The organism is Streptoalloteichus hindustanus, assembly GCF_900129375.1.
Lineage (GTDB): Bacteria > Actinomycetota > Actinomycetes > Mycobacteriales > Pseudonocardiaceae > Streptoalloteichus > Streptoalloteichus hindustanus.
Genome location: NZ_FQVN01000004.1, coordinates 199863 through 222271, shown reverse-complemented (window position 1 = coordinate 222271; position 22409 = coordinate 199863). Strand labels below are relative to the sequence as shown.

The window sequence follows — 22409 nt, the reverse complement described above, 5'->3', positions numbered from 1 at the left end:
CCGCGACCGGGTTGCCCTGGAAATTTCTCTTCGCGGAACCGCCACGGCGAAGTGGGCTCCGCGCACTCGTAAGGAACGTGAGCGTCAAGGAAGTGGAACCAAAGTTTGAGGTGGGCCCACCGGACTGTCAAGATTCCGCGCCAGGAGAGGCGGGTGAACAATGACGGGAACGCGCGGCCCGGAAAGCTTGACACGTTCGCGGCGGCCGCTCGGCGGCGGCCGATATCTGTGGCTGATTCTGTGGGAGCGGCCGTGGCTGGTGGCCGGCACGGCGATCACCTCGACGCTGTGGGCGCTGCCGGGCGCCCTGCTGCCGCTGGTGATCGGGCACGGGGTGGGCGCGATCGACGCGCGGAGCTGGCGGGGGATCTGGCTGTGGGCGCTGGTCGCCGCCGGGCTGGGCGTGGCGCAGTCCGCCTTCAGCGCGGTCTCCGACTTCCTCGCCACCGGTCTGCGCCTGCACGGCGTCCGCCGCACCCAGCAACTGGTGACGGCCCAGCTGGCGCGGGCGGGCACCGCCGTCCGCGACGCCACCACCGTCGGCGAGGTCGTGACCGTCACCTCCTCGGACCTGGAGTACATCGGCAACGGCTTCACGGTGCTCGGACGCGTGATCGGCACGGCGGTCGGGTTCGTGGTGGTCGCCGTGGCGCTGCTGGGCAGCTCGCCCGTGCTCGGCGGGGTCGCGCTGGTCGGCGTGCCGCTGGCGGTGCTGGGGATCAAGCCGCTGTTCACGCCGCTGCAGCGGCGCACGGCCGCGCAGCGGGAGCGCTTCGCCGAGGCCAGCGCGCTCGGCGCGGACATCGTCTCCGGCCTGCGCATCCTGCGGGGCATCGGCGGCGAGCAGCGGTTCCTGCGCCGTTTCCGCGCGGCCAGCCAACGGGTGCGGGAGTCGGGCCGGCCCATCGCTCGCAGCGAGGGCGTGCTGTCCGCCGCCAACGTGGCCCTGCCGGGGCTGGTCACGGTGGTCATCGTCTGGTGGGGGGCGCGGCTGGCCCTCGACGGCACCCTCGACGTGGGCGAACTGGTGGCGTTCTACGCCGCGTCGGCCTACCTGGTGGTGCCGGTGACCACGATGACCGAGGCGGCGGACGCCCTCTCCGGCGGTCTGGTGTCGGCGCACAGGGTCCTCGCCGTCCTCGCCGTCCCACCGACCCGCTCCGACCCGCCGCACCCGGTGCCGCTTCCCGACGGCCCGCTGTCGCTGGTGGACACCGAGTCGGGGGTGCGGGTGGAACCGGGACTGCTGACGGTGATCGACGCCGGCGAGGCGGGAGCGCCGCTGGCCGACCGGCTGGCCGGGTTCGCCGACACCGCGCCCGGGGAGGACGTCCTGGTCGGCGGCGTGCCGGTGCGACAGGTCGCACTCGCCGAGCTGCGCAGGCGCGTCGTGTGCGCCCACCACAGCGACATCTGGTTCTCCGGCGTGTTGCGCGAGCAACTGACACCGGCACACCCCAGTTTGATGAGCGTGAGCGCGGCGGTGTTCGCCGCGGACGCCGACGACATCGTCAACGCGCTGCCGGCCGGCCTCGACGAGACGCTGGGCGAACGCGGGTGGGAACTGTCCGGCGGGCAACGACAACGGCTCAACCTGGCCCGCGCGCTGGCCACCGACGCCGACGTGCTGCTGCTCGACGAACCGACCTCCGCCGTGGACGCGCACACCGAGTCGCGAATCGCCGAACGGGTCGCGGAGCTGCGACGCGGGCGCACCACCGTGGTCTTCAGCCAGAGTCCACTGTGGACACGCTGGGCCGACCGGGCGCTGAGCCTCAGGGCGGCGGTATGACCGGCCTCCCCCTCGCCACCCCCCGCGACGTGCGCCGCTGGGCCGTGACCACCGTGCGCGGGCGAAAAAAGGAGTTCGGCCTGGTGCTCGGGCTGTTCTGCCTGGCGACGACGATCGGGCTCGCCCGGCCCCAACTGCTCGGCGCGATGGTCGACGGGATCGACGGCGGCACCACCGTCGCCACCATCGACCTGTTGGCCGGGATGTTCGTCACCGTGCTGCTGCTGCAGGCTCTCGCGCGCGGAGCCGCCAGAGTCCGGTGCCGCCTCTTCAGCGAGGCGGTGCTCGCCGACACCCGCGAGCGGTTCGTGGCCAACGCGCTGCGGCTCAGCCTGGAGACGGCCGAGACGGCGGGCACCGGCGACCTGCTCAGCCGCGCCACCAAGGACGTCTCCCGGCTCAACCAGGCGATCCGCCACGCCGTCCCCGAACTCCTGATCGCCGTGATCACGGTGCTGCTCACCGCGGTGGCCATGGTCGTCACCGCACCGCTGCTCAGCCTGGCACTGCTCGTCCCGGTCCCGCTGCTGGTCGCGGCCAACCGCTGGTACCAGCGACGCGTGCCCGACGCCGTGCTCGGCGCGCTGGGCTCGTGGGCAGCGGTGCAGGCCGCCGTGCACGAGACCGTGGTCGGCGCGCGCACCGCGGAGGCGTTGTCGCTCAACCAACGTCGGCAGGCCGCGACGGACGCGCTGCTGCACGAAGCCGTGCGCCGGGAACAACTGTTCCGGCGGTTGCGGCTGACCTGGCTGCTGTCCCTGGACGTCTGCTACCTCCTGCCGATCGCGGTGATGCTGCCGCTCGGCGGGCTCGCCTACGGGCTGGGCTGGGCCGGGCTGGGCACGATCGCCACCGTGCTCGCCTACCAGCAGGCCATGATCACGCCGCTGAACGACGCCCTGCTGTGGCTGCAGGAACTGCAGGTGGCCGCGGCGGCACTGCGCCGCGTGCTCGGGGTGCACCCGCGACCCGCCGCGGCCCGAACCACCCCGGTGGCAGCGAAATCCCCAGCGGGCAAGGAGATCACGGTGACCGGAGTGCGCTTCGGCTACCGCGACGGACACGAGGTGCTGCACGGGATCGACCTGACGATCCCGTGCGGGCAGCGCCTGGCGATCGTCGGCCCCTCCGGCGCGGGCAAGTCCACGCTCGGCCGGCTGCTCGCGGGCATCGCCACGCCCACCGCCGGCTCGGTGGCCATCGGCGGAGCCGAGATCTCCCACCTGCCCGAGGACGTCCGACGCGGGGAAGTCCTGCTGCTCACCCAGGAACACCACGTGTTCGCCGGAACGCTGCGGGACAACCTGGCACTGCCCGCCCAACCGGCCGGCGGCGACTGGACCGACGCGGAGATCCTCGACGCCCTGGCCGCCGTCGGCGCCCGGGAGTGGGCCGCGGCCCTCCCCGACGGGCTGGACACCCCACTCGGCTCCGGCGGACATCCCGTGCCCGCCGCGAAAGCCCAGCAGATGGCGCTGGCGCGCGTGGTGCTGGCCGACCCCCACACCCTGGTGCTCGACGAGGCGACCTCCTTGCTGGACGCCACCTCCGCGCGCGAGCTGGAACGGTCGCTGACCCGGGTGCTCGCCGGCCGCACCGTCATCGCCATCGCGCACCGGCTCCACACGGCGGCGGTCTCCCACCGGGTCGCGGTGCTCGTCAACGGCCGCATCGCCGAACTCGGCAGCCACACCGAGCTGCTGACCGCGGGCGGCCCCTACGCCCAACTCGTGTGCACGGCTTCCTGACGTACCTCACCGCAGGACTCCGTCGCACCCTCCTGTGCTCGGCCCGCATCGGGTCGCTGGCGGGCCGCGGCCACCCGGCGACGTTCCAGCTCCACGGCGAAGGTGCGCCATCGCTCGGCGCAGTTCCGCGCCGCCTCGGCCACCGCGTCCACGCAGTGCGCGGGCACGCTCTCGATGAGCCGGTCCCAGTCCTCGATACCGATCGCGCTGGCGCCCAGGAGACGCAGCACCGCTCGCCCCTGCTCGTTGTACCGCAACGAAGGATCGTTCTTGAGGACGTCCAGGTCGGGTCCCCGCCGCACGGGCGGCCGGGCGACCGGCCCCGGAACCCGACGACCACCCGCCTCGCGATGGCCCTGCTCACCGCTGCGCGGCAGCGGCACCGCGTCCTGACCGAGCCGGAGGCGCTCCCGCACGTCCTTCGCGGTCGCGACGGCGATCCCGGCCCGCTGCGCGATCTCCCGCAACGACGCCCCCGGGTTCTCCGCGATCAACTCCGCGGCCGCCCTCCTGCCCGGCGCCGGGTCCAGCGGCCGCACCCGCCCGTCCCGTCCGGTCCTGCTGTTCAACCGGGGCAGCGCGTCAGTTGAACGCCGGCGCAACGCCGCCACCGCCTTGCTCCCCAGACCGGTGACCGACGCGATCGCGCGATCCGACCACTGCGGATGCGACACCAGGATGCGGCTCGCCGCGTTGACCCGGTCCGACCGCGACAGCGGCAGACCGTGCGACGCGTTCAGCCGGACAGCGAGCGCGAACGCGTCCTCGTTGGTCCCCTGGAAGAACCGCACCTGGATGTGCGAATCACCCCTCAACGCCGAGGCGCGCAACCGGTGCATGCCGTCAATCACCCGCAAAGTGCCCTGCTGCACGACGATCGGGGGAAACGGGCTGTCCGAGTCCGCGAGGCGCCGCACGTGCTCCGGGTCCACGCCCCCGGTTCTCGGCGAATCGGCCGGAACCAACGAGCTGATCGGGACACTCTCCACGTTCGTGCCGGCGCCGCTCTCGCCGCGCCGCGCCCCCTGACCCGCCACCTGCTCCCCAGTTTCTCGTCTCGTCGCAGGGGCAGTCCCGGCCCCCGACCGAACCCGCATCTGGCGTCCCTCCGGTGTCAACCCGTCCGCCGGCCCCTGCTCCTCACCGAGGCGAGCGGCACACCACCGGTCACCTCCCACCTCAGCCCCCCACCCTGGACTCGCCCCCAGGACCCCTACCACCCCCCTTCACCCCAAGAAGTGACCGCATTCCACGAAAAGAGCACCCCCACCACCCCAGCTCCCCCACCCAGTCACGCCAGCGGCCCCCTCACCACTGCGCCCACCCCGCCACAGCCCCCAGCCGAAGGCTGAAACGACAGAGTGGTCCCCCGCACACAGAGGCGAGACGGTTTGGAGCGTTCCCCGCACGCGGGGACGAGACGCCAAGCTGCGCGACGCCCTGGTCGCCGCCGGGGAGCTATCCCCGCACGCGGGGACGAGACCTCCTTCAGTGCTCGCCGAGGCGCTCGGCGAGCGAGCTATCCCCGCACGCGGGGACGAGACGAGACGCAGGCCGTCCGTATCTCCCACGTCTCGAGAGCTATCCCCGCACGCGGGGACGAGACGTCAAACGGGTCTATCTGCTGGGCGACAACGGGGAGCTATCCCCGCACGCGCGGGGACGACAGGTCGAACGCGAGGGGAATGGTGTAGTCGGCCGAGCTATCCCCGCATGGGGGGACGACACTTGTTGACTTGGGGTTTTATTGGTGAAGACGCCCCGAAAATACCAGTCCGTCGACGTCCGCGAGATGCCAGCGGTCTCGGCCAGCGGTGCGGACCGCCCAACCCTGCTCGTTCTCCGCTGGCTCCACCAGCACCGCCTGTCCATCACCGATTCGGCTGGCCAGCAGGTCCCAGAGCCGATCGCGGACGCGCTGGCTCGGGTTACCCACGAACACCCCGGCGTTGACCTCCACCATCCACCTGGTCAGGTGTCCGCGTAGTCCCTCGGGCGCGGCGATGAGCACGATGACGGTGGTCATGGCTGCCTCGCGCCGTCATCGGGAGCGTCGAACTCCGGGCCGACCACCGCGATGTGCCGCTCCCCCATCCCGGGATCGACCAGCGACATAGCGTTATCGGTTGGCAGGCTGGACCAGTTGTCTCCACCAGGGGCCCCACCCAACCTCCTCATCCCACAGCCCGTTCAGGGGGTCGAGCTCCTCACCCTCCCTTCCTCAGGTGTCGGCAACGCTTTCGCATCACAGTGTTCGTGCCCAGAAGCAGGTTCTCCGCGATGCCATCTCGCAAGGAGGTCCGGGCTTCGCGATCCTTGACGAGTCTCCTGGCGGTGAGGTCGAACGGGGAATGGTGTAGTCAACCTTGTACAGAGCGGCTGTCCATGACGAACGAGGTGGCCGACCGGTGGGAAGCCAAGCCCCGGGCTGGCACAAGCCGACGATGACGACCTGACAGATGCCGTAGAGGACGCCTGGTCCCCGACAGCAACCTGTTCAGGTCGTCACCGGCCGCAAAGGGATCACCGGCGCGGACCCACAGCCACTCCAGGGGATACCGGTGCGGGAGTGCTCTTGGCAGGACTTGCGCGCCCGGGCACCTTCCTTGCCACGTAGATGCGTCTGAACAGCTCGGAGACGTCGCGCGTCCCGTACAGCGAGGCGAGGGTTGGCGGCGACTGACCAGCCAGGCCTGGCGATTCAGCAGTCCGGCGCCGCGACTGGGTCCCAATCCCGAGGCGTACAGCCGGACGCCCTGTTCGCCGACCCAGCACACGGCTGTGCCGGAGTCGCCGAGCAGATTGACCGCACCGTGGGTGATACGAGTGCCGGGACCGAGCAGCATGACGGCGATCAACGCGGCGGGCACCCGCACCGTCTCTCGCTTGTTGATCAGGACGACCGCGTTCTCGTCCCGGTCGATGTGACTGCGTTCCACGTAAATGCTCGAAACGCGGTCAACCAGGCGGTGCAGGTCGAGCGGGTCGGCCTTCCACCAGATGTCAGCCACGTGCGCCCCCGTTTCCCGTCACCGTGTTCGTCAGCGGGGCGAGGGTGAGCAGCCCACAGCCGTAGGCCTTGCCCGGCCCGATGCCCGTGAGCAGCCGTTCGGTGAGCAGTTCTGGGTCGGTGACGCGAAGTCGGCCCTGGAAGGTGGCGGTGGACAACACCACGGGAGGTTTCCCGTCTCGCTTGCTGAACGAGCGGCGTTCGCGCGCGATGATGCGCACGTCCCTCGGGGTCTGGCCAAGAACGTCGTCCGTGTCAGCCTGGTGCGTGGGCTGCTGGCCGAGGTCGACAGCGGGTGCGGCTGTGGTGGCTTCGGGCACCTCGAACCCCCACTTGTCCGTCCTGGTCAGAAACCACCTCAGCTGCATCGCCGCGGTGCGGTGGCCGAGGCGATACGACCGGCTCCGCTCGGTGTCGCTGTCCTCTGCCTGATGGGCTGTGAGTTTGTTTGGGGTCATGGTGTTCTGCACGGGATTGGCGGTCAGGCGGAAGGCGAACTCCTGCCCGGTCCGCAGCCGTGTCAGCAGCCGGTTGTAGTCGGCGATCACGAAGTGCTCGCCGTCGGCCTCGGGCCACCCGGCCTGCTCGACGAGGTGGTTCCAGTCCGGACGGGACTGGGTGAGGACCACCAGGTGCGGGCGGCGCGGATCATCGGCGTCCAGGCGCCACAGGCTGCGTTCGGTGGTGGGGTGGTCGGGAATCGCGTTGACCACGGCGGCGTGCAGGACGCGGGGACTGGCCAGCATGGAGCGGCTGGCCTTCCGCAGCGGGTTGATCCTGATTCGGGAGAGGTAGGGCATGTGCTTACCAGCCGAGGAGGGCGAAGGGGTCATGGCCGGAGTCGACGTCCGGTTCGGTGTCGGTGCCGCTGCCGGTGGCCATGGTCGGCACCGACAACCACGTGTGCTGGACTCGGCGGGAGGTGAAGGACCTGGCGCGGGGGTCGAAGGTGCTTGGCACGTCGTAGACCAGGTCTTCGCGCGCCTTCGAGTCATCGTCCGCATCCCGGTCGTTGCCCGATTCCTGGACGTCCAGCACAGCACTCAGGTCCACGCGACGACGGCCGCGCCGCTGAGCCCGTTCGGGGACCTGCCAGGGTTCGTTCGCCAGCACGGTCTCCAGTGACCCGTCCCGCAGGCCCAGGCTCAACGGCTGGGTGGGAACGCAGCTTCGACGCCCCAACGCCAGGGGGAACGCCGGTCGGCGGACAGCGCTGTCGAGGCGCTCCAGAAGGTCCCGGGGGCCGGCCAGACCAGCGACGAACACCGCGTCCTCCAGGTAGAAGCGGGTCGTGACATGGGTGAACTTGGGCGGCGACGTGAGTTTCTGCACTCCCTTGGCCGACACTCCGGCCTGGGGAAGCGGACCCCCTCGGTAGTCGCTCACGGTGTGGTAGTCGCGGAGCAGTCGTCCAGGCTGGTCGACGCGCACGCCGAGCCGCAGGTCGGTCAGGTCCGCGATCGGCTCGCCTCGGGCGCGTCCCTCAGCGGCGGCCAGCAGCCCGACGATCCCGGACTTGGTGGGTTCGGGTCGGGTGTCACGCCGGTTGAACGCGCTGCGGTCGCCCCAGGACTGCAACGGCCCCGCCAGGCGAAGGAGCAGGACAGCCTGCCCCTCATCACTGGGGGTGCCGGGACTGGGGGTCGCCATCAGGCGTGCTCCCCGAACCCGGCGAGGTGCGCGTCCAGTTCGGTGAGCAGTTCGGCGAAGGTTCGCGCCGGCCCGAACGCCTCGGCGAGCTCGGCGGCGAGCTCCTCGTCCCCGAAGCTGTGGCAGAGGCCCTGGTGCAGGGGCTGGTCTCCCCAGTTGCGCACAGCGGTGCGCTGTTCGCGGGCGAGACGTCGAGCCGAGGCGGCCGCGATGCCCTGGTTCGCGGGTACGGGGTTCTCGAACGCCGAGACCAGGTTCACCGGCTGGTCCGCCCGCACGCTGATCGCGACGAGGTGGGGCAGAGTCCGGTGGGCGAACGCGTTGCCGTGCCCCGTGGGCATGGACCGGGCGAACGACTCGACGAACAGGCCGGCCGCGCGGCGGGCGGCGTCCACGTCCCCGAGGTTGTCGACGAGCTGGTGCAGCCCCACGGTGGCGTAGCGGTACAGGGTGGCCGAGTTGAAGCCGACCGTGCCGATCATGCCGGCCCCGGGCTCCTCCTTCTCGTTCTCGTCGTCCACCGCGGTGAAGTAGTCGAACTCCAGCTCGGTGGCGTGGGTGGACAGGGCATGGGCGACCTGCGTGGCGGCGTCGACGTTGAGCGCGGGGACGTCAGCGACCATTCGCCCGAACAACGCCACATCCACCGGATGCCCCTTGCCCAACGTGTCCGCGATCGGCAGCTTCTTGAGTTCGCTCTTCAGCGCCGACTCGTCGAGGACGGCCAGTTCCTCGGCTCGCGACGCGACGAGGTCTGCCAACGCCGAGAGCTGGCGCCGCCCGTAGAACAGCAGGTAGGCGGTGTCACCCTCCTTCTTCCCCGGCTTGATTCCCAGGGTGGACACCACTTCCGCCGCCAGCCTGCCCGCCGTCTCGGGGTCCACGGCAGTGGTGTGCTCGACCACCGCCGAACTCAACTTGCTGACGATCCTCTTGGTCCGAACGCCCAAGTCCTCCTTGGACAGTCCGCTCTCGTGCTCGTCGAAGAACTTCCGCGTCGCCCTCTTCCATGCCTGCGAGGACACTCGGGAGCGACGCACCCCACCGAAGTACGCCTCCTTGGGATTCCCTTGGTCGTCCCGGTTCAGGTTGGCCGGGGGAACGGTCTGCAGGATGTGGACGTCCAGGTAACGACGCTGGGCCATCAGATCTCCGTGGTCGACGTGGCGGCAGTGACCGCCGAAACGAAAAGAATCACCGAAACACCTTGGCAGGCAACAACTTTGCTCATCACGCAGGGAAGGTCGGCGCGGGAAGCGGAAGGCGCTGCTCAGGATTCGACGGACTGGGCGTCAGCGGTGGACGGGGAACTCCAGTCGAAGTAGGCAAGCCCCCAGCGCCGTCGTACTCGTTGGCGCCCATCAGCGTGATGCCAGTCAAGGACGTCCTTCAGCAGCAGGTCGTAGTCGAGCGGGATGCCCTGGGACCGGAGTTGATCGACCAGACCACGCAACCGATATGCGAACGAGGAAACACTGGTCGCGTTCACGGTCGCGGTGACTCGCCGGTCGAGAGCTTCCTCAGCGAACCTCCCGCTCTGCCGCAAGCGCCGCAGCGCTCGTCCCACGCTCAGACCCGGCTTGTGCATCGGAGAATCTTGGCCTTGCTGGTGCAGCCCGAACAGGGCCAGTGCCACGTGCTCGGCAGCCTGTTCCGCCGAGACCTCACCCCTGCGGGCGGCATGGTCGTCGATGGGCGAGGTGTAGAACGGCACCACCGCGAACACCGTGCCCGCTGGTCGGCCGAGTCCTGACCGCAACACCGCCAGATCCTCACCTGGGGGCCTCTGTTCGTCTTCGCGCGGCGGCCTCTGTTTGCCTTCGCCCTGCGGCCTCCGTTTGAGCCGACGCCACTTCCCGTCAGCGCCGATGAACCGTGTCCAGTAGCGCGAGGGAGTCTTCTCGCTCATGCTTCCTCGGTTTTCGTGGTCTTTTCGCCGTCCCGCTCGCGACTTTTCCTGGCGGCGGCAGCACGCGGCAGGATGCGATCAAGTTGCCGCCAGAAGCCCGCCTCCGCAGTAGCGAGGCGGTAGCTGCGCTGTTCCCGGTCGCTCTGGATCGTATGACCGAGGAACGCACTGCCGGGAACCGATTCCATCAGCCGCTCGGCGACCTGCACGGTCGCCGAGCGAGCCTTCTGCTCCCATGCCAGATGCCCACGCTCAACCAGGTCAAAGTCCTCACCGGCGGCGCGGAGCCCGACCAACAGCCGCCGGACCAGGTCGTCAAGGGCGTGCAGGACCACCTCACCTGGCCGTTGTCCCTTGTCCCACGGGACCGGCTCACTCCCGAGCGCACGACGCAGGTCAGCGGAGAGGTTGTTGACCGTGTTGGCCAGGCCCTCGGCTTGGGAAACGACTTCCAGGATGGTCGCCCTGGCCAACGAGCCGTGACTCAGGGCCGCCAGCGGCAGCGGGATGGAGTCCGAGATCACATCCTCAACAACAGCGGACTGGTTGCCATAGACGACTCCGCTGACCTCGATCTGCAGCGGGTAGTCCAAAGGCATCTTCTTTCGTCGTGCGTTGATCTCGATGAGCAGATCGCTGGTCGCGTATCCGGCGGCCTTCAGTTTCGCTTCACGCTTTTCTCGGCTCACCGCCAGCAGGGCGTCCAACCCGCGCCATACAGCCTTGCCCGGTTGATGCCGCCGGGGCCTGCGCGGTGGCAGTGGTTGTCGCTGTTTGCCCTGCTTGGTCTTCCCGCCCACACTCCCAGTGGCTTCCAGGATCCACGCTGTGTGCGGCTCGATGTCGGGCACCTGCGTCATCCGGTCGCCCGCCGCGATGATCACCCGGGACACCCGCACACCATCGTCGGTTTGCTCAGGGATCAACCGAATCCGCCGTGACTGCCACGTCCACAGGTCCAAAAGACCTGTGGCATCACGGGACTGCCAGGCAGGGAGAGCAACGGAGCGAGTTTCCTCCACCCTGCCACTGGTGCTTCGCCGCGTCCACTGAGGACTATCAGTGGCGGGGAGCGCCGGCCCGCTGGGTATGTTCAGCAGCAGCGTGTCGTAGAGGGTACGGCCGACCGGCATGACGAAGCCGATCTGGCCGAGCGGGCCGGTGGGATTTCCGGTCGTTTTCCCCGCTTTGACGTTCCGATCGCCCACTGCCCCGGTCTTGATCGCGGCAGTGTCCCAGCAGTGCGCGTGGATCAACCATCGGGCTGCCTGCGCGGGAGTCAACTCCAGAGGGTCGGCGTCGGAACGGGAGGAGAACAGGGGAACGTTGTTGCCCGTCGGCGCTGTCACCACCAGCGACGCCGTCCCTTTCGTCTCACCGCTGACGGCCTCCAGGTTCGCGACCTGGGCGAAGGGGTTGACGTCGTCGAACAGTTCGAAGAGATGGCGGTGCTTGTCGAGATAGCGTCCCAATTGGTCACGCTGGCCCTGCGTGAACCTCCCCTGCTGGAAGAGTGGCGCCCAGGCGGTTGGGTCGTGCGGACGCCCTAACGCGGCAAGCAGGACCGGCAGCAGGACCTGCCGAAACAGTGCAGGCTTCTGCGTGGGAAAGTCCACGACAAGGTCACGGAACTTGTGTGCGTCGAGCAGGAGATCCCGTAGCGAGTGCTCCTCCACCTTTGTCCCTTCGCAGGGGTAGGCGAGCAGCCACGGGTCGTCCACTAAGTTGACCATATGCCCCTCGGGACGAACTGGCTTTGTATCTGACGACAGAGAGTATCAGCTCATTGCTCTGGGTCAACAACGGGGTATGTTGAGGTGCCCTGCGCCGCTGAAGTGGCCGCCGACCGGCGGGGATGTGCCTTGGCTGTGTATGTGCCGGGTCAGGGTTTCCAGGTTGGCCCCGCATACGCGGGGAAGGCTTCGGGGGTGACACATCCCACCACCCACGAAACCGCCCCGCCCCCTACCGGCCGGCGGTAGTTGGTTCCTCCACCAGTCCAAGTTTCTTGTCGTAGCGCAAGGTTGTGCCGTTGGGCAGACAGAAGGGCTGCCCGTCGACCTCGGCGCGGCCAGCCTGGTCCAACACCAGCGCCAGGCTGTGCCGCAGCCAGGGATGGCCGTACCACCCGGCAAGAGGCCGCAGCTGGCTGGGGGCGACGGCGGTGAACTTCGACGGCAGACGCACTGTCGCGCCAAGAACCTCGTCAAGCAGGTCTGGAGCGACATCTCCGTTCTGTGTCAACGGCCGGCTAGCCAACGTACGGTAGCGGTCCCCGTCTCGCCTCACCAGGATCACCTCGACGCTGGGCTCGCCGTCGCGAACCACAGCCTCCATGTCCCTCTCCGTCCCCGCGCTGGACGGCCCAGAGGAATGGAGCCCCGCCAGAGTGCGGCTCTCGTGCTCTCCCAACCGGGTCAACAGGAAAGCGTCAGCTTTGCTGGCGCGGTCGCGCTGCCGTTGTTCCCACTCCTCCCACGCCGCCTGCTCGACATCCCGCCATGCCTCCGGCACCACTTGCCGCGCGGGCTCGTAGACGCAAGCCACCAAGTCCGGCACCTGACTGGGGATCGCCCAGCTGTTCCCAGTCTTCGCACTGTCCTCAGTGGACACCGTGGCGGCCTGGAGGACTTGGGCGGCCGAGCGCATCAACAGGTACCGCCCGTAGATCACCTCGCTGGCGGGCAGGATGTTCGGCGCTTTCCCCGCACCAGGGTCGAATCCCGTGATCACCACGCGCGGACGGTCCACACCTGCCGGACGAATGACGTTGTCGTGGCGGTGCAGCCTACCGATCCGCTGCAGCAGCAAGTCGATGGTCGTCAGATCAGTGACCAGCAGGTCGGCATCCACGTCGAAGGACTGCTCAGCGAGTTGGGTGGCGACCAGGACGAAGCGCTGCGGCCGCTGGACGCTCTCCTCGTCCGTGTCGTCACGAGCAGCACCGAGCATCGTCAGACAGCGCTCAGTGCGGTCGGCCCGCTCCTGGGAGATGAGGCGGGCGTGCAGAAGATCCACGTCCTCCCCGAACCACGCTGGCTGACGCAACAGCTCGTAGAGCGACTGAGCGCGGGCGACGGTGTTGCGGATGACGAGCGCGCACCCACCCTGCCCGAGGCGCTGCCTGAGCAGTTCCGCGACGGCGACGTCAGCGGCGTGTTGGGCCTGGCGCCGTTGCTCGCGGCTCGCCCTGGCGTCGGGAATGGACTCGGCGAGCACCTCCACCTCGACCTGGAGATCAGCCCGCCAGGACGACGTGTCGCTCGTCCTGACCACCGGCTCCTGGCTGTTCGTGTCGAGCCACGCGGTCGTCACGCAGGGATAGCCCACGGTCTGGATGGGAGCTTCGAGCGCGAACTCCTCACGCGAGGCCGCTCCGGCCAGGTACGCCTCGACAAGCTGCTGGCGTTGCCGAGGTGGCAGGGTCGCCGACAGCAGCACGACCGGCACGCGAGCCTGTCCCAGCCACCACAGCCCTTCGGCCAGGAACCTCGACATGTAGACGTCGGCGGCGTGGACCTCGTCCAGCACCACGACCTTGCCCGCCAGCCCGGCCATTCGCAGCATCACGTGCTTGGTGCGCGTCGCCGTCATCAGCAACTGGTCGATAGTTCCGACTACGAACGGGCACAGCAGTCCGCGTTTGGCGCCCAGAAACCACTCGGCCGGAACCTGCCGTTCCCGCTGCCCGGAACCTGGGGATGACGGCAACCCGTAGGCGTCATCCTCGTCAGCCATCCCGAACTCGTCCACACCGCCGAACCGCTCCTCGGCCTCATCCGGGGAGGACTCCAGCAGCCGCCGCCACTCCTTGTTGAACTTGCGCTTGCCGTGCAGCAACGCCACCTGCGAGGGCAGCTCCGGACCGACCTTCCCCAGCCACTGACGCACCTGGCTGAAGATCGGGTCGCTGGTGGCCTGGGTCGGCATCCCCACGAAGACGCCGTCCGCACCGAACCGGGCAGCCAGGATCTCGGCGGCGGCCAGTGCGGCCTTGGTCTTGCCCTCGCCCATCGGCGCCTCGACCACCACCAGACCGGGCTCCGCCATCGTCCGGGCAACTTCGATCACGAGACTCTGCGACGGTCGCGGCGATTGGCCAAAGCGTTCCTCGAATGCCTCCGGTCCGGGCTCAGCCCGAGCCCCCCATCCACGGCGCAGTCCCAGGTCAGCCCACGCCCGCTCGGCTCGTTCCCGAGCCCCCTCGATGCTCACCCTCGCGAGATCGTCAATGCCCTTGAAGTGCCTCTCGTCGCTGGCGATCCAGTCCGCCATCACGACCAGGCCACTCAGGTGCAACTGCGTCGCCCGCGAAGGCACCAGCACGGGTTGCACCGCGTTCAGATCAGCGAATCCCAGTTCGCGGGTGAAGAACTCGATCACCGCAGCCTGAACCCGGCGCCAGTCGCTGTTCCCCCGCAGTTGCCCCTTGGCCCTGCTCGGCTCCGGTAACTCCCCCTCGGCAGGAATCAGGCCGTGGTGGCCCGCCACCAGCGGCCAGACCCATGCCACATGGCCTGCATGCCACCCCGCCTGTTCCAAAGCCTCTTCTAACAGGCAACCGCCTGCCAGATCGTGTCGCCAGCGATTCCGTGCCGCCGTCGGCTCATGCCAGGTCAGACCAGCCTTGTTGACAGCCTGTGCCCCTTCGGGCCACAGACGCTGGTGAGCCGGGGTGGCTTTCCCGCAGTCGTGAATTCCACACAGCCACGCGAACAGTGCCCTGCCGCGCCCTGGCCCGCCTGCCACTTCATCCAACAACTCACGTGTTGCCGGCGCGAGGTAGTGATCCCAGAGCACCTCCCCCACGGCGGCTGTGTCCAGCAGGTGCGACATCAGCAGATTCATCACACCGCCAGCCCGCTCCTTCGACTTCCCCCACAGAACACCCAGCCACCGCACGATCTGGGGGTCGTCACCCACACCGAACCGCACCCAACCTCCTCGGCCTCAGCGGTACCCGACGTGAGAGCGTAGGACGTGACACCGACAGACTCGGGCGAACAGGACAAGCCAACAGGAAGCCCGTGATGGCACCGAACCCAGCCAAGCAGCCCACCCCGAACAGCATGTTCCGAAAGCAAATGGTCAAAACGACCGACCAAGCCCGGTAAAGCCCCAGGTCAGCAAGTGTCGGCCCCGCGCGAGCGGGGATAGCTCCGCGTCCCAGGTCTTTTCCGACGCCTCGTCCGCGTCGGCCCCGCGCGAGCGGGGATAGCTCGGGTCGGGTCATGGCCGTCGGCGGGCCCGTCGTGTCGGCCCCGCGCGAGCGGGGATAGCTCCCCCGAGGTCGCCAGCACCGCGTACGCCCGGGTGTCGGCCCCGCGCGAGCGGGGATAGCTCCGCCAGCAGCTCCAACGCCGCGTCCCCGTAGCTGTCGGCCCCGCGCGAGCGGGGATAGCTCCGTCGTCGCCTGTAGCGCATCCCGGGCGTGGGGCGTCGGCCCCGCGCGAGCGGGGATAGCTCCCGGGTCGCCGGGGTGGTGGCCGGTGGTGGGTGGTCGGCTCCGCGCGAGCGGGGATAGCTCCACCTCGCACGCCGCGTACGCCTCGGCCTGGTAGTCGGCCCCGCGCGAGCGGGGGTGGGTCGGTCAGATGGGTGGCGGTAGTTCGCTGTTGCTGGTCAGGAGGGTGCTGGACGGCAGTGAGTGGGAATGACTATCGTTGCCGATAGTTGTTTCTTGGGGTGAGGGGTTTCTGCGTGCGCACCATCGTTGGTGTCCTGGCGGCCGTGTTGGTCACGGCCGCGTGCTCATCGCCGCTGCCTGCCGCAAGCACCGGGAGGTCGGGGGAGCCGTCCATTGACCGTTCTGCGCCGCCGTTGGCCGCTGCCAGCAGCATTACGGATCCGCATGGGCGCAAGATCTCGTTGCCGAAACCGCCGGAGCGGATCGTGTGTTTGAGCGGGCTGTGCGATGACATGGTCGTGGAACTGGGCATGACCCCGGTGGGCACGAGCAGTCCGGCTCTGATCAGCCACCCCGCGCTGCTGGGTCAGGGTGGGAGCGCGGTTCCGGTGGTTCAGGGCAGCTTCGGCAGCGAGGACGTCGAGAGCATCGCCCGGCTCAGGCCGGACCTGGTGGTCGGGCTGAGCGGGGTGCACGAGCCGCTGGCCACGGCGATCGAGAAGTTCGCGCCGTTGTGGCTGACCGAACCGAAGAACTGGCAGGAGTCCGTGGGGTACCTGCGCGGCCTCGGTGCCCTGACCGGGCGGGTGGAGCAGGCGGTGCGGGCCGAGCGCGAATTCCGGGGCAAGCTCGCCGATGCGGTGGCCAGGACTCGGCAGACCGGGCAGGCCCGGCGCACGGTGGTGCTGATGTACGGCAGCGTGGACTCCATCGGCGTGGACACCGCGGACTCCCTCAAGGGTGACCTGCTCAAGCAGCTCTTCAGCTATCCCTTCCCCGCCAAGGGAAGTGACGTGTCGACGGCCAGCAACTACAGCGTTGAGGAGTTGCTGGCGCGCAAGCCCGACGTGGTCTTCGTGTACTCGTTGCTGTTCTCCGACAAGGACAGGACGCTCAGCGCGCAGCTCGCCGACAACCCGGTGTGGCGGCAGGTTCCGGCGGTGACCGGCAACCGGGTGCACGAGATGCACGCCAAACTGTGGGGTTCGGGTCGGGGCACGCGGAGCCTGTCGGCCGTCATCGACCAGGCTCTGGAGAAGGTTCCCTCGGCATGAGGGGCCTGGCGTGGCTGGGGTTCGTGATTGCCGCCGCGCTGGTGGTGGCCGCGTACCTCTGTTTCGGCGAGCCGTTCGTCGGGGTCAACCGGCTGCTGGTGGCCGAGGGCGTGGAACGGGTGGTGGTCGTCGAGTTGCGGGCGCCGCGTCTGGTGCTCGCCGCGTTCGCCGGGGCGGCCCTCGGGGTCGCCGGGTTGCTGTTGCAGGAAACCTTGCGCAACCCGCTCGCCGTGCCGGAGTTGCTCGGGGTTTCTTCCGGCGCGGCGGCGGCTGTTTCGGCCTGTGTGGTGTTCGGGATCGCTGTGCCCGGGGCTCCGCTGGTTCCGGCGTTGGTGGGGGCGGTGGTCGGCGGATCGCTGACGTTGTTGGCCGCGCGCGGAGTGGTGGGGCCGGCTGCGGTTCTGTTGGTCGGAGCCGCGGTGAGCGCCGCGACGCAGGCGTTGATGCTCACCGGAATGTCCCTTTCGGACTCACGGGAGCAGGGTGTGCTGGTTCGGTACCTGCTCGGGTCGTTGACCGGGACGACGTGGAACACCGTGGGGCAGACTGTGCCGGGCATGCTGATCGCGTTGCCGCTGGCGTTTCTCGCGTTGCCCGCGGTGGGTTTGCTGCGCCTCGGGGAGGACAACGCCTCGGTTCTGGGGCTGCGGGCCGGTGGTGCCCGGGTCGGTGTTCTCGCGGTGGCGTGTGTGTTGGTCGCCGCCGTGGTGGGGCCGTGCGGCCCGATCGCGTGGGTGGGTTTCCTCGCTCCGCGACTGGCGCGTGCGGCCCGGCCGAATGGGGAGCCGCTCGTGTGGTTCGTCTGGTGCGCGGGCACCGGCGCCCTGCTCGTGGTGGTGGCGGATCTGTTGGCCCGCACCGTGCTCTACCCGATCGAGCTCCCCGTGGGCGGTCTGACGGCGGCGGTCGCCGTCACCGTGGGAGCCCTGTTGCACGCCAGACGTCGCGGGCTTCGCGAGGCGCTGGCATGAGATGGCTGGTTCTGGCGGCGGGGCTGGTGGCGGCGGGGTTCGTGGTGTCCGGGCTGGTGCCCGGGGAGCAGGTGGACGAGCGGATCGTGCTGGAGTTGCGGTTGCCCCGGGTGTTGGTCGGGCTGGGCGCCGGGGCCTGCCTCGGGATCGCGGGCGCTGTCATGCAGGCGGTGTTGCGGAATCCTTTGGCAGCGCCCGAAGCCACGGGGGTCGGGTCCGGGGCCGTGTTGGGTGCGGTGGTGGTGACGGTGTTCGGTGGGGCCGCCACCAGCCCGGTGGGCGTGATCGCGACCGCGGTGCTCGGCGGGGTTGTGGGTGGAGGAGTGCTGTGGGTGATCGCCGCCAGGGCCGGGAGCGATCCGGTTCGGCTGGCGGTGGTCGGCGTGCTGGTCTCCGCGGTGCTGGCCGGGCTCACGTTGGTGTTGCTGACCGCCCGGCCGCAGTTGGCCGGGTCGATGACCCGGTGGCTCGTCGGTTCGCTGAACGGTCGCACGTGGGAGCACTGGGCGGCGTTGTGGCCGTGTCTGCTGGCCGTGGCGGTCGCGGCGGTGCTGCTCGCCCCGGTGCTGGAGGTGCTCGCGGTCGACGACGATCACGCGCGGGTGGTTGGCCTGGCCGTCGGGCCGTGGCGGAGCGCGGTGTTGTTGCTCGCGGTGATGGCGACGGCCGCGGCGGTCGCCACGACCGGGGCGTTGGCGTTCGTCGGGCTGCTGGCTCCCCACGCCGCCCGGAGTTGGGTGGGTGCTGACCCGCGCGTCGCGGTGCCGGTGTCGGCGGTGTTCGGCGCGGGCACCGTGACGGCCGCGGATTCCCTGGCCCAGGCCGTTCCCGGGGTGCCGACCGGTGCCGTGACGGCGTTGTTGGGGGCGTGTGTGCTGGTCATGGTGGCTCGGCGTACTTCGGGAGGTGTGGCGTGATCGAGGCGAAGGGCGTCGAGGTCCACTTTGGACAGCGCGTGGTGTTGCGGGGTGTGGACCTGGAGGTGGCCGAGGGGGAATGGGTCGCTCTGGTGGGGCGGAACGGGTGTGGGAAGACCACGTTGCTCCGGGTGCTCGCCGGGCTGCGGCGAGCGACCGGTTCTGTCCACATTGGTGGGACGCCGCTGGAGTCCTTGTCGCGCAGGGAGATCGCGCGCCGGGTGGCGGTGTTGCCGCAGGCCATGCCCGCTGTGCCGGCGTTGACTGTCCGCCAGTTGGTCAGGCAGGGGCGGTACGCCGTGCGCGGTCCGCTGGGCATGCTCGGCGGCGGTGAGGACGCCGCGGTGCGCAACGCTTTGCGCGTGACCGGCACCGACGCGTACGCGGACGCGCAGGTCGACCGGTTGTCCGGTGGTGAGCGGCAACGGGTCCGGCTGGCGCTGGCGTTGGCCCAGGCGGCCCCGGTGCTGCTGCTGGACGAGCCGACCACCTACCTCGACGTCCGCCACCAGTTGGAGGTTCTGGAGCTGGTGGAACGCCTCCGCGGCGAACTCGGCCTCACGGTGGTGACCGTGCTGCACGACCTCGCGCAGGCGGCCCGCTATGCCGACCGGGTCGTGGCGCTGCGCGAGGGCGTCATCCACGCCGACGGCCGGGCGGCTGACGTGGTCGACACCGCGCTGCTGAGCGATGTCTTCGGGGTGCGGGGCCGGGTGTGGCGGGACGAGGTCACCGGGCGACCGCTGTGCGTGTACGACTCGGTCGAGTAGCCTCTGCCCGCAGTGTTGGCGTGATCCAGGCGGCCAGAACACCGCTCGCCAGCACTCCCACACCGGCGGCAAGACCGGCACGAGGGCCGAACGCGCTCATCGCGCCCGCGAGCGCGGCGCCCAGCGGCTGACCCAATCCCCACGCCAGCATGCGGCACGTGGTGTTCACCCGGGACTGCAACTCGTCGGGAATGACCTGCTGCCGGTAGGTGATCGCGTTGAGGACGACGGTGGAGTGCGCGGCGCCCCACGCCGCCGCCGAGAACAACGCCAGCATCCAGTGTGTTGACAGCGCGACGAGGCATCCGCAGAGCAGCGAGGTGGGCAACGCCGCGAGTGCCAGCCGGGCCGCGCCGAGCCGTTCGCTGAGTCGTGGCACCAGTTTCGCCGCCGCCACGCCGCCAGCGCCCCAACATCCGAACAGGACGGCCAGCCTGGCGTCGCCGGACGTCCGGATGCCGAGGGTCTGGTCGGCCCACGGCACCAGCATCGCCACCCAGGCCCCGCTCGCGGCCGAGTGAGTGGTGCCGACCAACGTGAGCACGCGGACAATCCGGTTGCGCCACAGGAAATCCAGCCCGGAGCGGATGTCGCGCCGCACCTGTGGCGTGCCGTGGCCGATGGAGAGCGGTCGGGTGATCGCGCGGATCAGCAGCGCGGAGCCCACGGCGGTGAGGGCGTTCAGGGCGATCAACGGCGCCGGCGCGACCACCGCGACCACGAGTCCGACCAGTGGCGGGACGACGAGTTCGGTGACGGTCGTGCTGCCGTAGAGGGTGGAGTAGGCGGTGGTGAGACGCTCCTTGCCCACCAACGTGGGCAGTGCGCCGAAGTTGGCGGCGTCGAAGAACACGAAGACGGTCTGCACGCCGAACCCGACCAGCAGCACGTGCGTCGCGCTCAGCGCCTCCACCGCCCAGGCGACCGGAACGCTGACCAGCAACAGCGCGGCGACCAGGTCGAGCCGGACCATCAGCGCGCGCCGGTCCACCCGGTCCGCGACCGCGCCCGCCACCAGGCCGAAGACCAGGTAGGGCACGGCTTCCGCGGCGGCCACCGCCGATGTCCACGACGCCGAGCCGGTGAGCTGGTAGACCAGCACCGGCAGGGCCACCACCGACACCAGGCTGCCCGCCACCGAGAGGACGCGTGCGGCCAGGTACCGGCGGAAGTCCCCCATCGTTCCCGTCACGCCCGTGACCCTAACCGGGAACGATTACCATCACCAAGCTAACGGGCCCGGCCGCCAGGAGCCGGCACCCCCGGTGTCAGCCCGTCGTCGGGGGCCGCGACTCGATCTCGTGCTGCTCCCGCAGCTCGGCGTAGTCCTCCTCGTCCAGGTCCTCCTCCGGGGTCAGGGCGACGGACCACGGAACGGGGCACGGCGACTCGTGCTCCGGGTCCGGGCACAGCAGGGCCGTGATCCGCTCGACGATCCGCGTCGCCTCCTCCTCGGTCGCGTACAGGCCCAGCCTGACTTCCCAGACCGCTTTCTCGGACATCGGGGCCAACTCCCTCTCCTGGGCCGCCTCGCCGGAGCCCTCCGGGCCGCCGAGAAACCCGGCGACCCGGAGGGCCGGTGTCGAGGTCAGCCCTTGATGACCTTGCAGTGACGCTTGTAGTGGCCGCGCGGCACCTTCCGGTCGGCGTCCTTCTTGGCGGCGGCCACCGCGGCCGGGCGGGTCTTCCCGCTGCCGGTGCCCTCAACCTTGCCAACGGTGTGCCCGCCGTGCTTCACGAGGTCACACCGCACCGTCACCGTGTACCGGGCGGCGACGTCCTGGTCGGCGGCGGCGGACACCACCGGCGCCGTGATCTCGGCGGGCGCCGCCATGGCCGCCGGCGCGAGCAGCATCCCCACGGCGAGCGCGGACGCCGTCACACCGATCGCGAGGCGCTTCGGACTGATGAGCCCAACGAGGCGCATGCTTCTCCCCTGTCTGTGACGAACGAGCTCGTCTTCCCTTGGCAGGCCGGTTCCGCACAAGCACAACGCGCCGCCGTGGGGGTGGACCCGCCAGCGGATCAGGCGGCGTTGCTCTGCTCCCCCACGTCAGAAGCCTGTCGTCCCCAGAGACCGATCCCGGCCCATCAGCGATCCTCACCGTGCCGGCCGCGGCGGACATCGGCCAAGGGGCCAGAAAGTCACCTCGACCAACGGCGGGAGCCAATCGGAGCAAGCACCGGTCAACCGCTCTCAGATGTCCTTTATGGACAGTGATCGAGGTGTGCTCGGATCGATGCTCTCTTCGTGTGCCCCGCACCGCTCGAACGAGTGACGACACGGGGAACCCCTGGTTCACCGGAACGAGGGGGGATAGATCTACGGGACATCGGTTTCCGTCCGCTGTGGACACGGCGACGCCGGTCGTCGTGGAGCGGGGAGAACCAGAGGAGGAGCACGCATGCGCCGTCGAACCATGGTGTTACCAGCCGTTCTCGGTCTGCTGGCCGCCGCGTTCCTGACCCCGTCGGCCTCGGCGGCCGAGGTGAAGTTCGAGATCGTCAACCGCGGGAGCGGCCACTGCCTCGACCACGACGCGGGCGGCAGCGCCTACGGGAAGCAGTGCACCACCGACATGGAGAACCGCTACCAGCGGTGGCGGGTGCTGTCGCGGGGCAACGGGGAGGTCTCCCTGCAGGGACTGGCCACCGGGCGGTGTCTGGAGTTCGAGCCGGGCAGCACCCGCGTCCGCACGAACCCCTGCTCGGACCAGAACACCGCGCAGCGGTGGCGGGTGCGCGACACCGGCGGTCGAGGTCAGTACATCCTTGACGCGAAGGAGGGCCGGTGCCTCGACCACATCAAGCGGAGCCTGCTCCGCTCGGCGTGCACCGACCAGCAGGGCGTCAGCCTCTGGGTGTTCAAACCGCGCTGATCGACGAAGTGGTTCCCGGTGCGGGAAGTCGGGGGCGGCGCACGGCGACCGGAACGGCAACCGCCCCCGACGTCGGGCGTTG

At 69.7% G+C, this 22409-nt stretch carries 18 protein-coding genes and 1 CRISPR repeat array; of the genes, 7 read left to right on the top strand and 11 right to left on the bottom strand.

The features are described from left to right. Nucleotides 1-160 precede the first annotated feature (160 nt). Together BUE43_RS13825 and BUE43_RS13820 are read left to right on the top strand one after the other, a co-directional pair. Entirely contained in the window at nt 161-1792 is a 1632-nt protein-coding gene (locus tag BUE43_RS13825; protein WP_073483097.1) for an ABC transporter transmembrane domain-containing protein, read from the top strand. Further along, nucleotides 1789-3540: an ABC transporter ATP-binding protein gene (locus tag BUE43_RS13820; RefSeq protein ID WP_073483095.1), complete on the top strand. Its 1752-nt coding sequence runs from the start codon at nt 1789-1791 to the stop codon at nt 3538-3540. Before BUE43_RS13825 ends, BUE43_RS13820 begins: the two co-directional genes overlap by 4 nt. Here BUE43_RS13820 and BUE43_RS13815 read toward each other — a convergent pair. The 8 genes from BUE43_RS13815 to BUE43_RS13775 form a co-directional block, all read right to left on the bottom strand. After that, nucleotides 3510-4472 carry a streptomycin biosynthesis protein gene (locus BUE43_RS13815; protein WP_234995716.1) on the bottom strand — a complete coding sequence of 321 codons (963 nt, stop codon included), beginning with the start codon at nt 4470-4472 and terminating at the stop codon, nt 3510-3512. The two genes, BUE43_RS13820 and BUE43_RS13815, sit on opposite strands and share 31 nt — an antisense overlap. An 812-nt stretch (nt 4473-5284) precedes the next feature. After that, nucleotides 5285-5566, bottom strand: a complete 282-nt coding sequence (gene cas2e, locus BUE43_RS13810; RefSeq protein WP_073483091.1) for a type I-E CRISPR-associated endoribonuclease Cas2e — start codon at nt 5564-5566, stop codon at nt 5285-5287. 977 nt (nt 5567-6543) lie between these two features. Then, complete coding sequence (cas6e, locus tag BUE43_RS13800) at nt 6544-7383, bottom strand: type I-E CRISPR-associated protein Cas6/Cse3/CasE (protein ID WP_234995715.1); 840 nt, start codon at nt 7381-7383, stop codon at nt 6544-6546. Continuing rightward, the gene (cas5e, locus tag BUE43_RS13795) at nt 7355-8200 is read right to left on the bottom strand and encodes a type I-E CRISPR-associated protein Cas5/CasD (RefSeq protein ID WP_073483088.1); all 846 of its coding nucleotides are present in this window, start codon (nt 8198-8200) and stop codon (nt 7355-7357) included. The genes cas6e and cas5e overlap by 29 nt, the downstream gene beginning before the upstream one ends. Continuing rightward, nucleotides 8200-9345 carry a type I-E CRISPR-associated protein Cas7/Cse4/CasC gene (gene cas7e, locus BUE43_RS13790; protein ID WP_073483086.1) on the bottom strand — a complete coding sequence of 382 codons (1146 nt, stop codon included), beginning with the start codon at nt 9343-9345 and terminating at the stop codon, nt 8200-8202. Before cas7e ends, cas5e begins: the two co-directional genes overlap by 1 nt. A gap of 125 nt (nt 9346-9470) precedes the next feature. Next, a complete protein-coding gene (casB, locus tag BUE43_RS13785; protein WP_073483084.1) occupies nt 9471-10109 on the bottom strand; it encodes a type I-E CRISPR-associated protein Cse2/CasB in 639 nt (212 codons plus the stop codon). Then, the gene (gene casA / locus BUE43_RS13780) at nt 10106-11830 is read right to left on the bottom strand and encodes a type I-E CRISPR-associated protein Cse1/CasA (protein ID WP_200797504.1); all 1725 of its coding nucleotides are present in this window, start codon (nt 11828-11830) and stop codon (nt 10106-10108) included. The genes casB and casA overlap by 4 nt, the downstream gene beginning before the upstream one ends. Before the next feature lie 244 nt (nt 11831-12074). Beyond that, on the bottom strand, nt 12075-15044 hold the full coding sequence (locus BUE43_RS13775; protein WP_073483080.1) for a CRISPR-associated helicase/endonuclease Cas3: 2970 nt from the start codon (nt 15042-15044) through the stop codon (nt 12075-12077). A 197-nt stretch (nt 15045-15241) separates the two neighbouring features. Further along, a CRISPR array of direct repeats spans nt 15242-15697; the repeat unit is 28 nt; unit sequence GTCGGCCCCGCGCGAGCGGGGATAGCTC. A 97-nt stretch (nt 15698-15794) separates the two neighbouring features. On the opposite strand from BUE43_RS13775, the gene BUE43_RS13770 reads away from it, so the two are divergent. From BUE43_RS13770 to BUE43_RS13755, 4 genes are read left to right on the top strand one after another with little or no spacing between them, the layout of a single operon-like run. Further along, nucleotides 15795-16790: an ABC transporter substrate-binding protein gene (locus BUE43_RS13770; RefSeq protein WP_327083446.1), complete on the top strand. Its 996-nt coding sequence runs from the start codon at nt 15795-15797 to the stop codon at nt 16788-16790. Then, the gene (locus BUE43_RS13765) at nt 16787-17761 is read left to right on the top strand and encodes an iron chelate uptake ABC transporter family permease subunit (protein ID WP_073483078.1); all 975 of its coding nucleotides are present in this window, start codon (nt 16787-16789) and stop codon (nt 17759-17761) included. Before BUE43_RS13770 ends, BUE43_RS13765 begins: the two co-directional genes overlap by 4 nt. Beyond that, nucleotides 17758-18678 (top strand): FecCD family ABC transporter permease, encoded by a 921-nt coding sequence (locus BUE43_RS13760; protein ID WP_073483077.1) that lies wholly within the window; start codon nt 17758-17760, stop codon nt 18676-18678. Before BUE43_RS13765 ends, BUE43_RS13760 begins: the two co-directional genes overlap by 4 nt. Continuing rightward, a complete protein-coding gene (locus BUE43_RS13755) occupies nt 18675-19448 on the top strand; it encodes an ABC transporter ATP-binding protein (protein WP_073483076.1) in 774 nt (257 codons plus the stop codon). Before BUE43_RS13760 ends, BUE43_RS13755 begins: the two co-directional genes overlap by 4 nt. On the opposite strand, the gene BUE43_RS13750 is transcribed toward BUE43_RS13755, so the two are convergent. From BUE43_RS13750 to BUE43_RS13740, 3 genes are all read right to left on the bottom strand, one after another. After that, nucleotides 19408-20640, bottom strand: coding sequence for an MFS transporter (locus BUE43_RS13750; protein WP_234995713.1), 1233 nt, complete (start codon nt 20638-20640; stop codon nt 19408-19410). The two genes, BUE43_RS13755 and BUE43_RS13750, sit on opposite strands and share 41 nt — an antisense overlap. Nucleotides 20641-20716: 76 nt before the next feature. Beyond that, on the bottom strand, nt 20717-20950 hold the full coding sequence (locus BUE43_RS13745) for a hypothetical protein (protein ID WP_073483072.1): 234 nt from the start codon (nt 20948-20950) through the stop codon (nt 20717-20719). An 86-nt stretch (nt 20951-21036) separates the two neighbouring features. Beyond that, nucleotides 21037-21375: a hypothetical protein gene (locus tag BUE43_RS13740; protein WP_073483070.1), complete on the bottom strand. Its 339-nt coding sequence runs from the start codon at nt 21373-21375 to the stop codon at nt 21037-21039. A gap of 478 nt (nt 21376-21853) precedes the next feature. On the opposite strand from BUE43_RS13740, the gene BUE43_RS13735 reads away from it, so the two are divergent. Beyond that, on the top strand, nt 21854-22327 hold the full coding sequence (locus BUE43_RS13735) for an RICIN domain-containing protein (protein WP_083959666.1): 474 nt from the start codon (nt 21854-21856) through the stop codon (nt 22325-22327). Nucleotides 22328-22409: the final 82 nt, after the last annotated feature.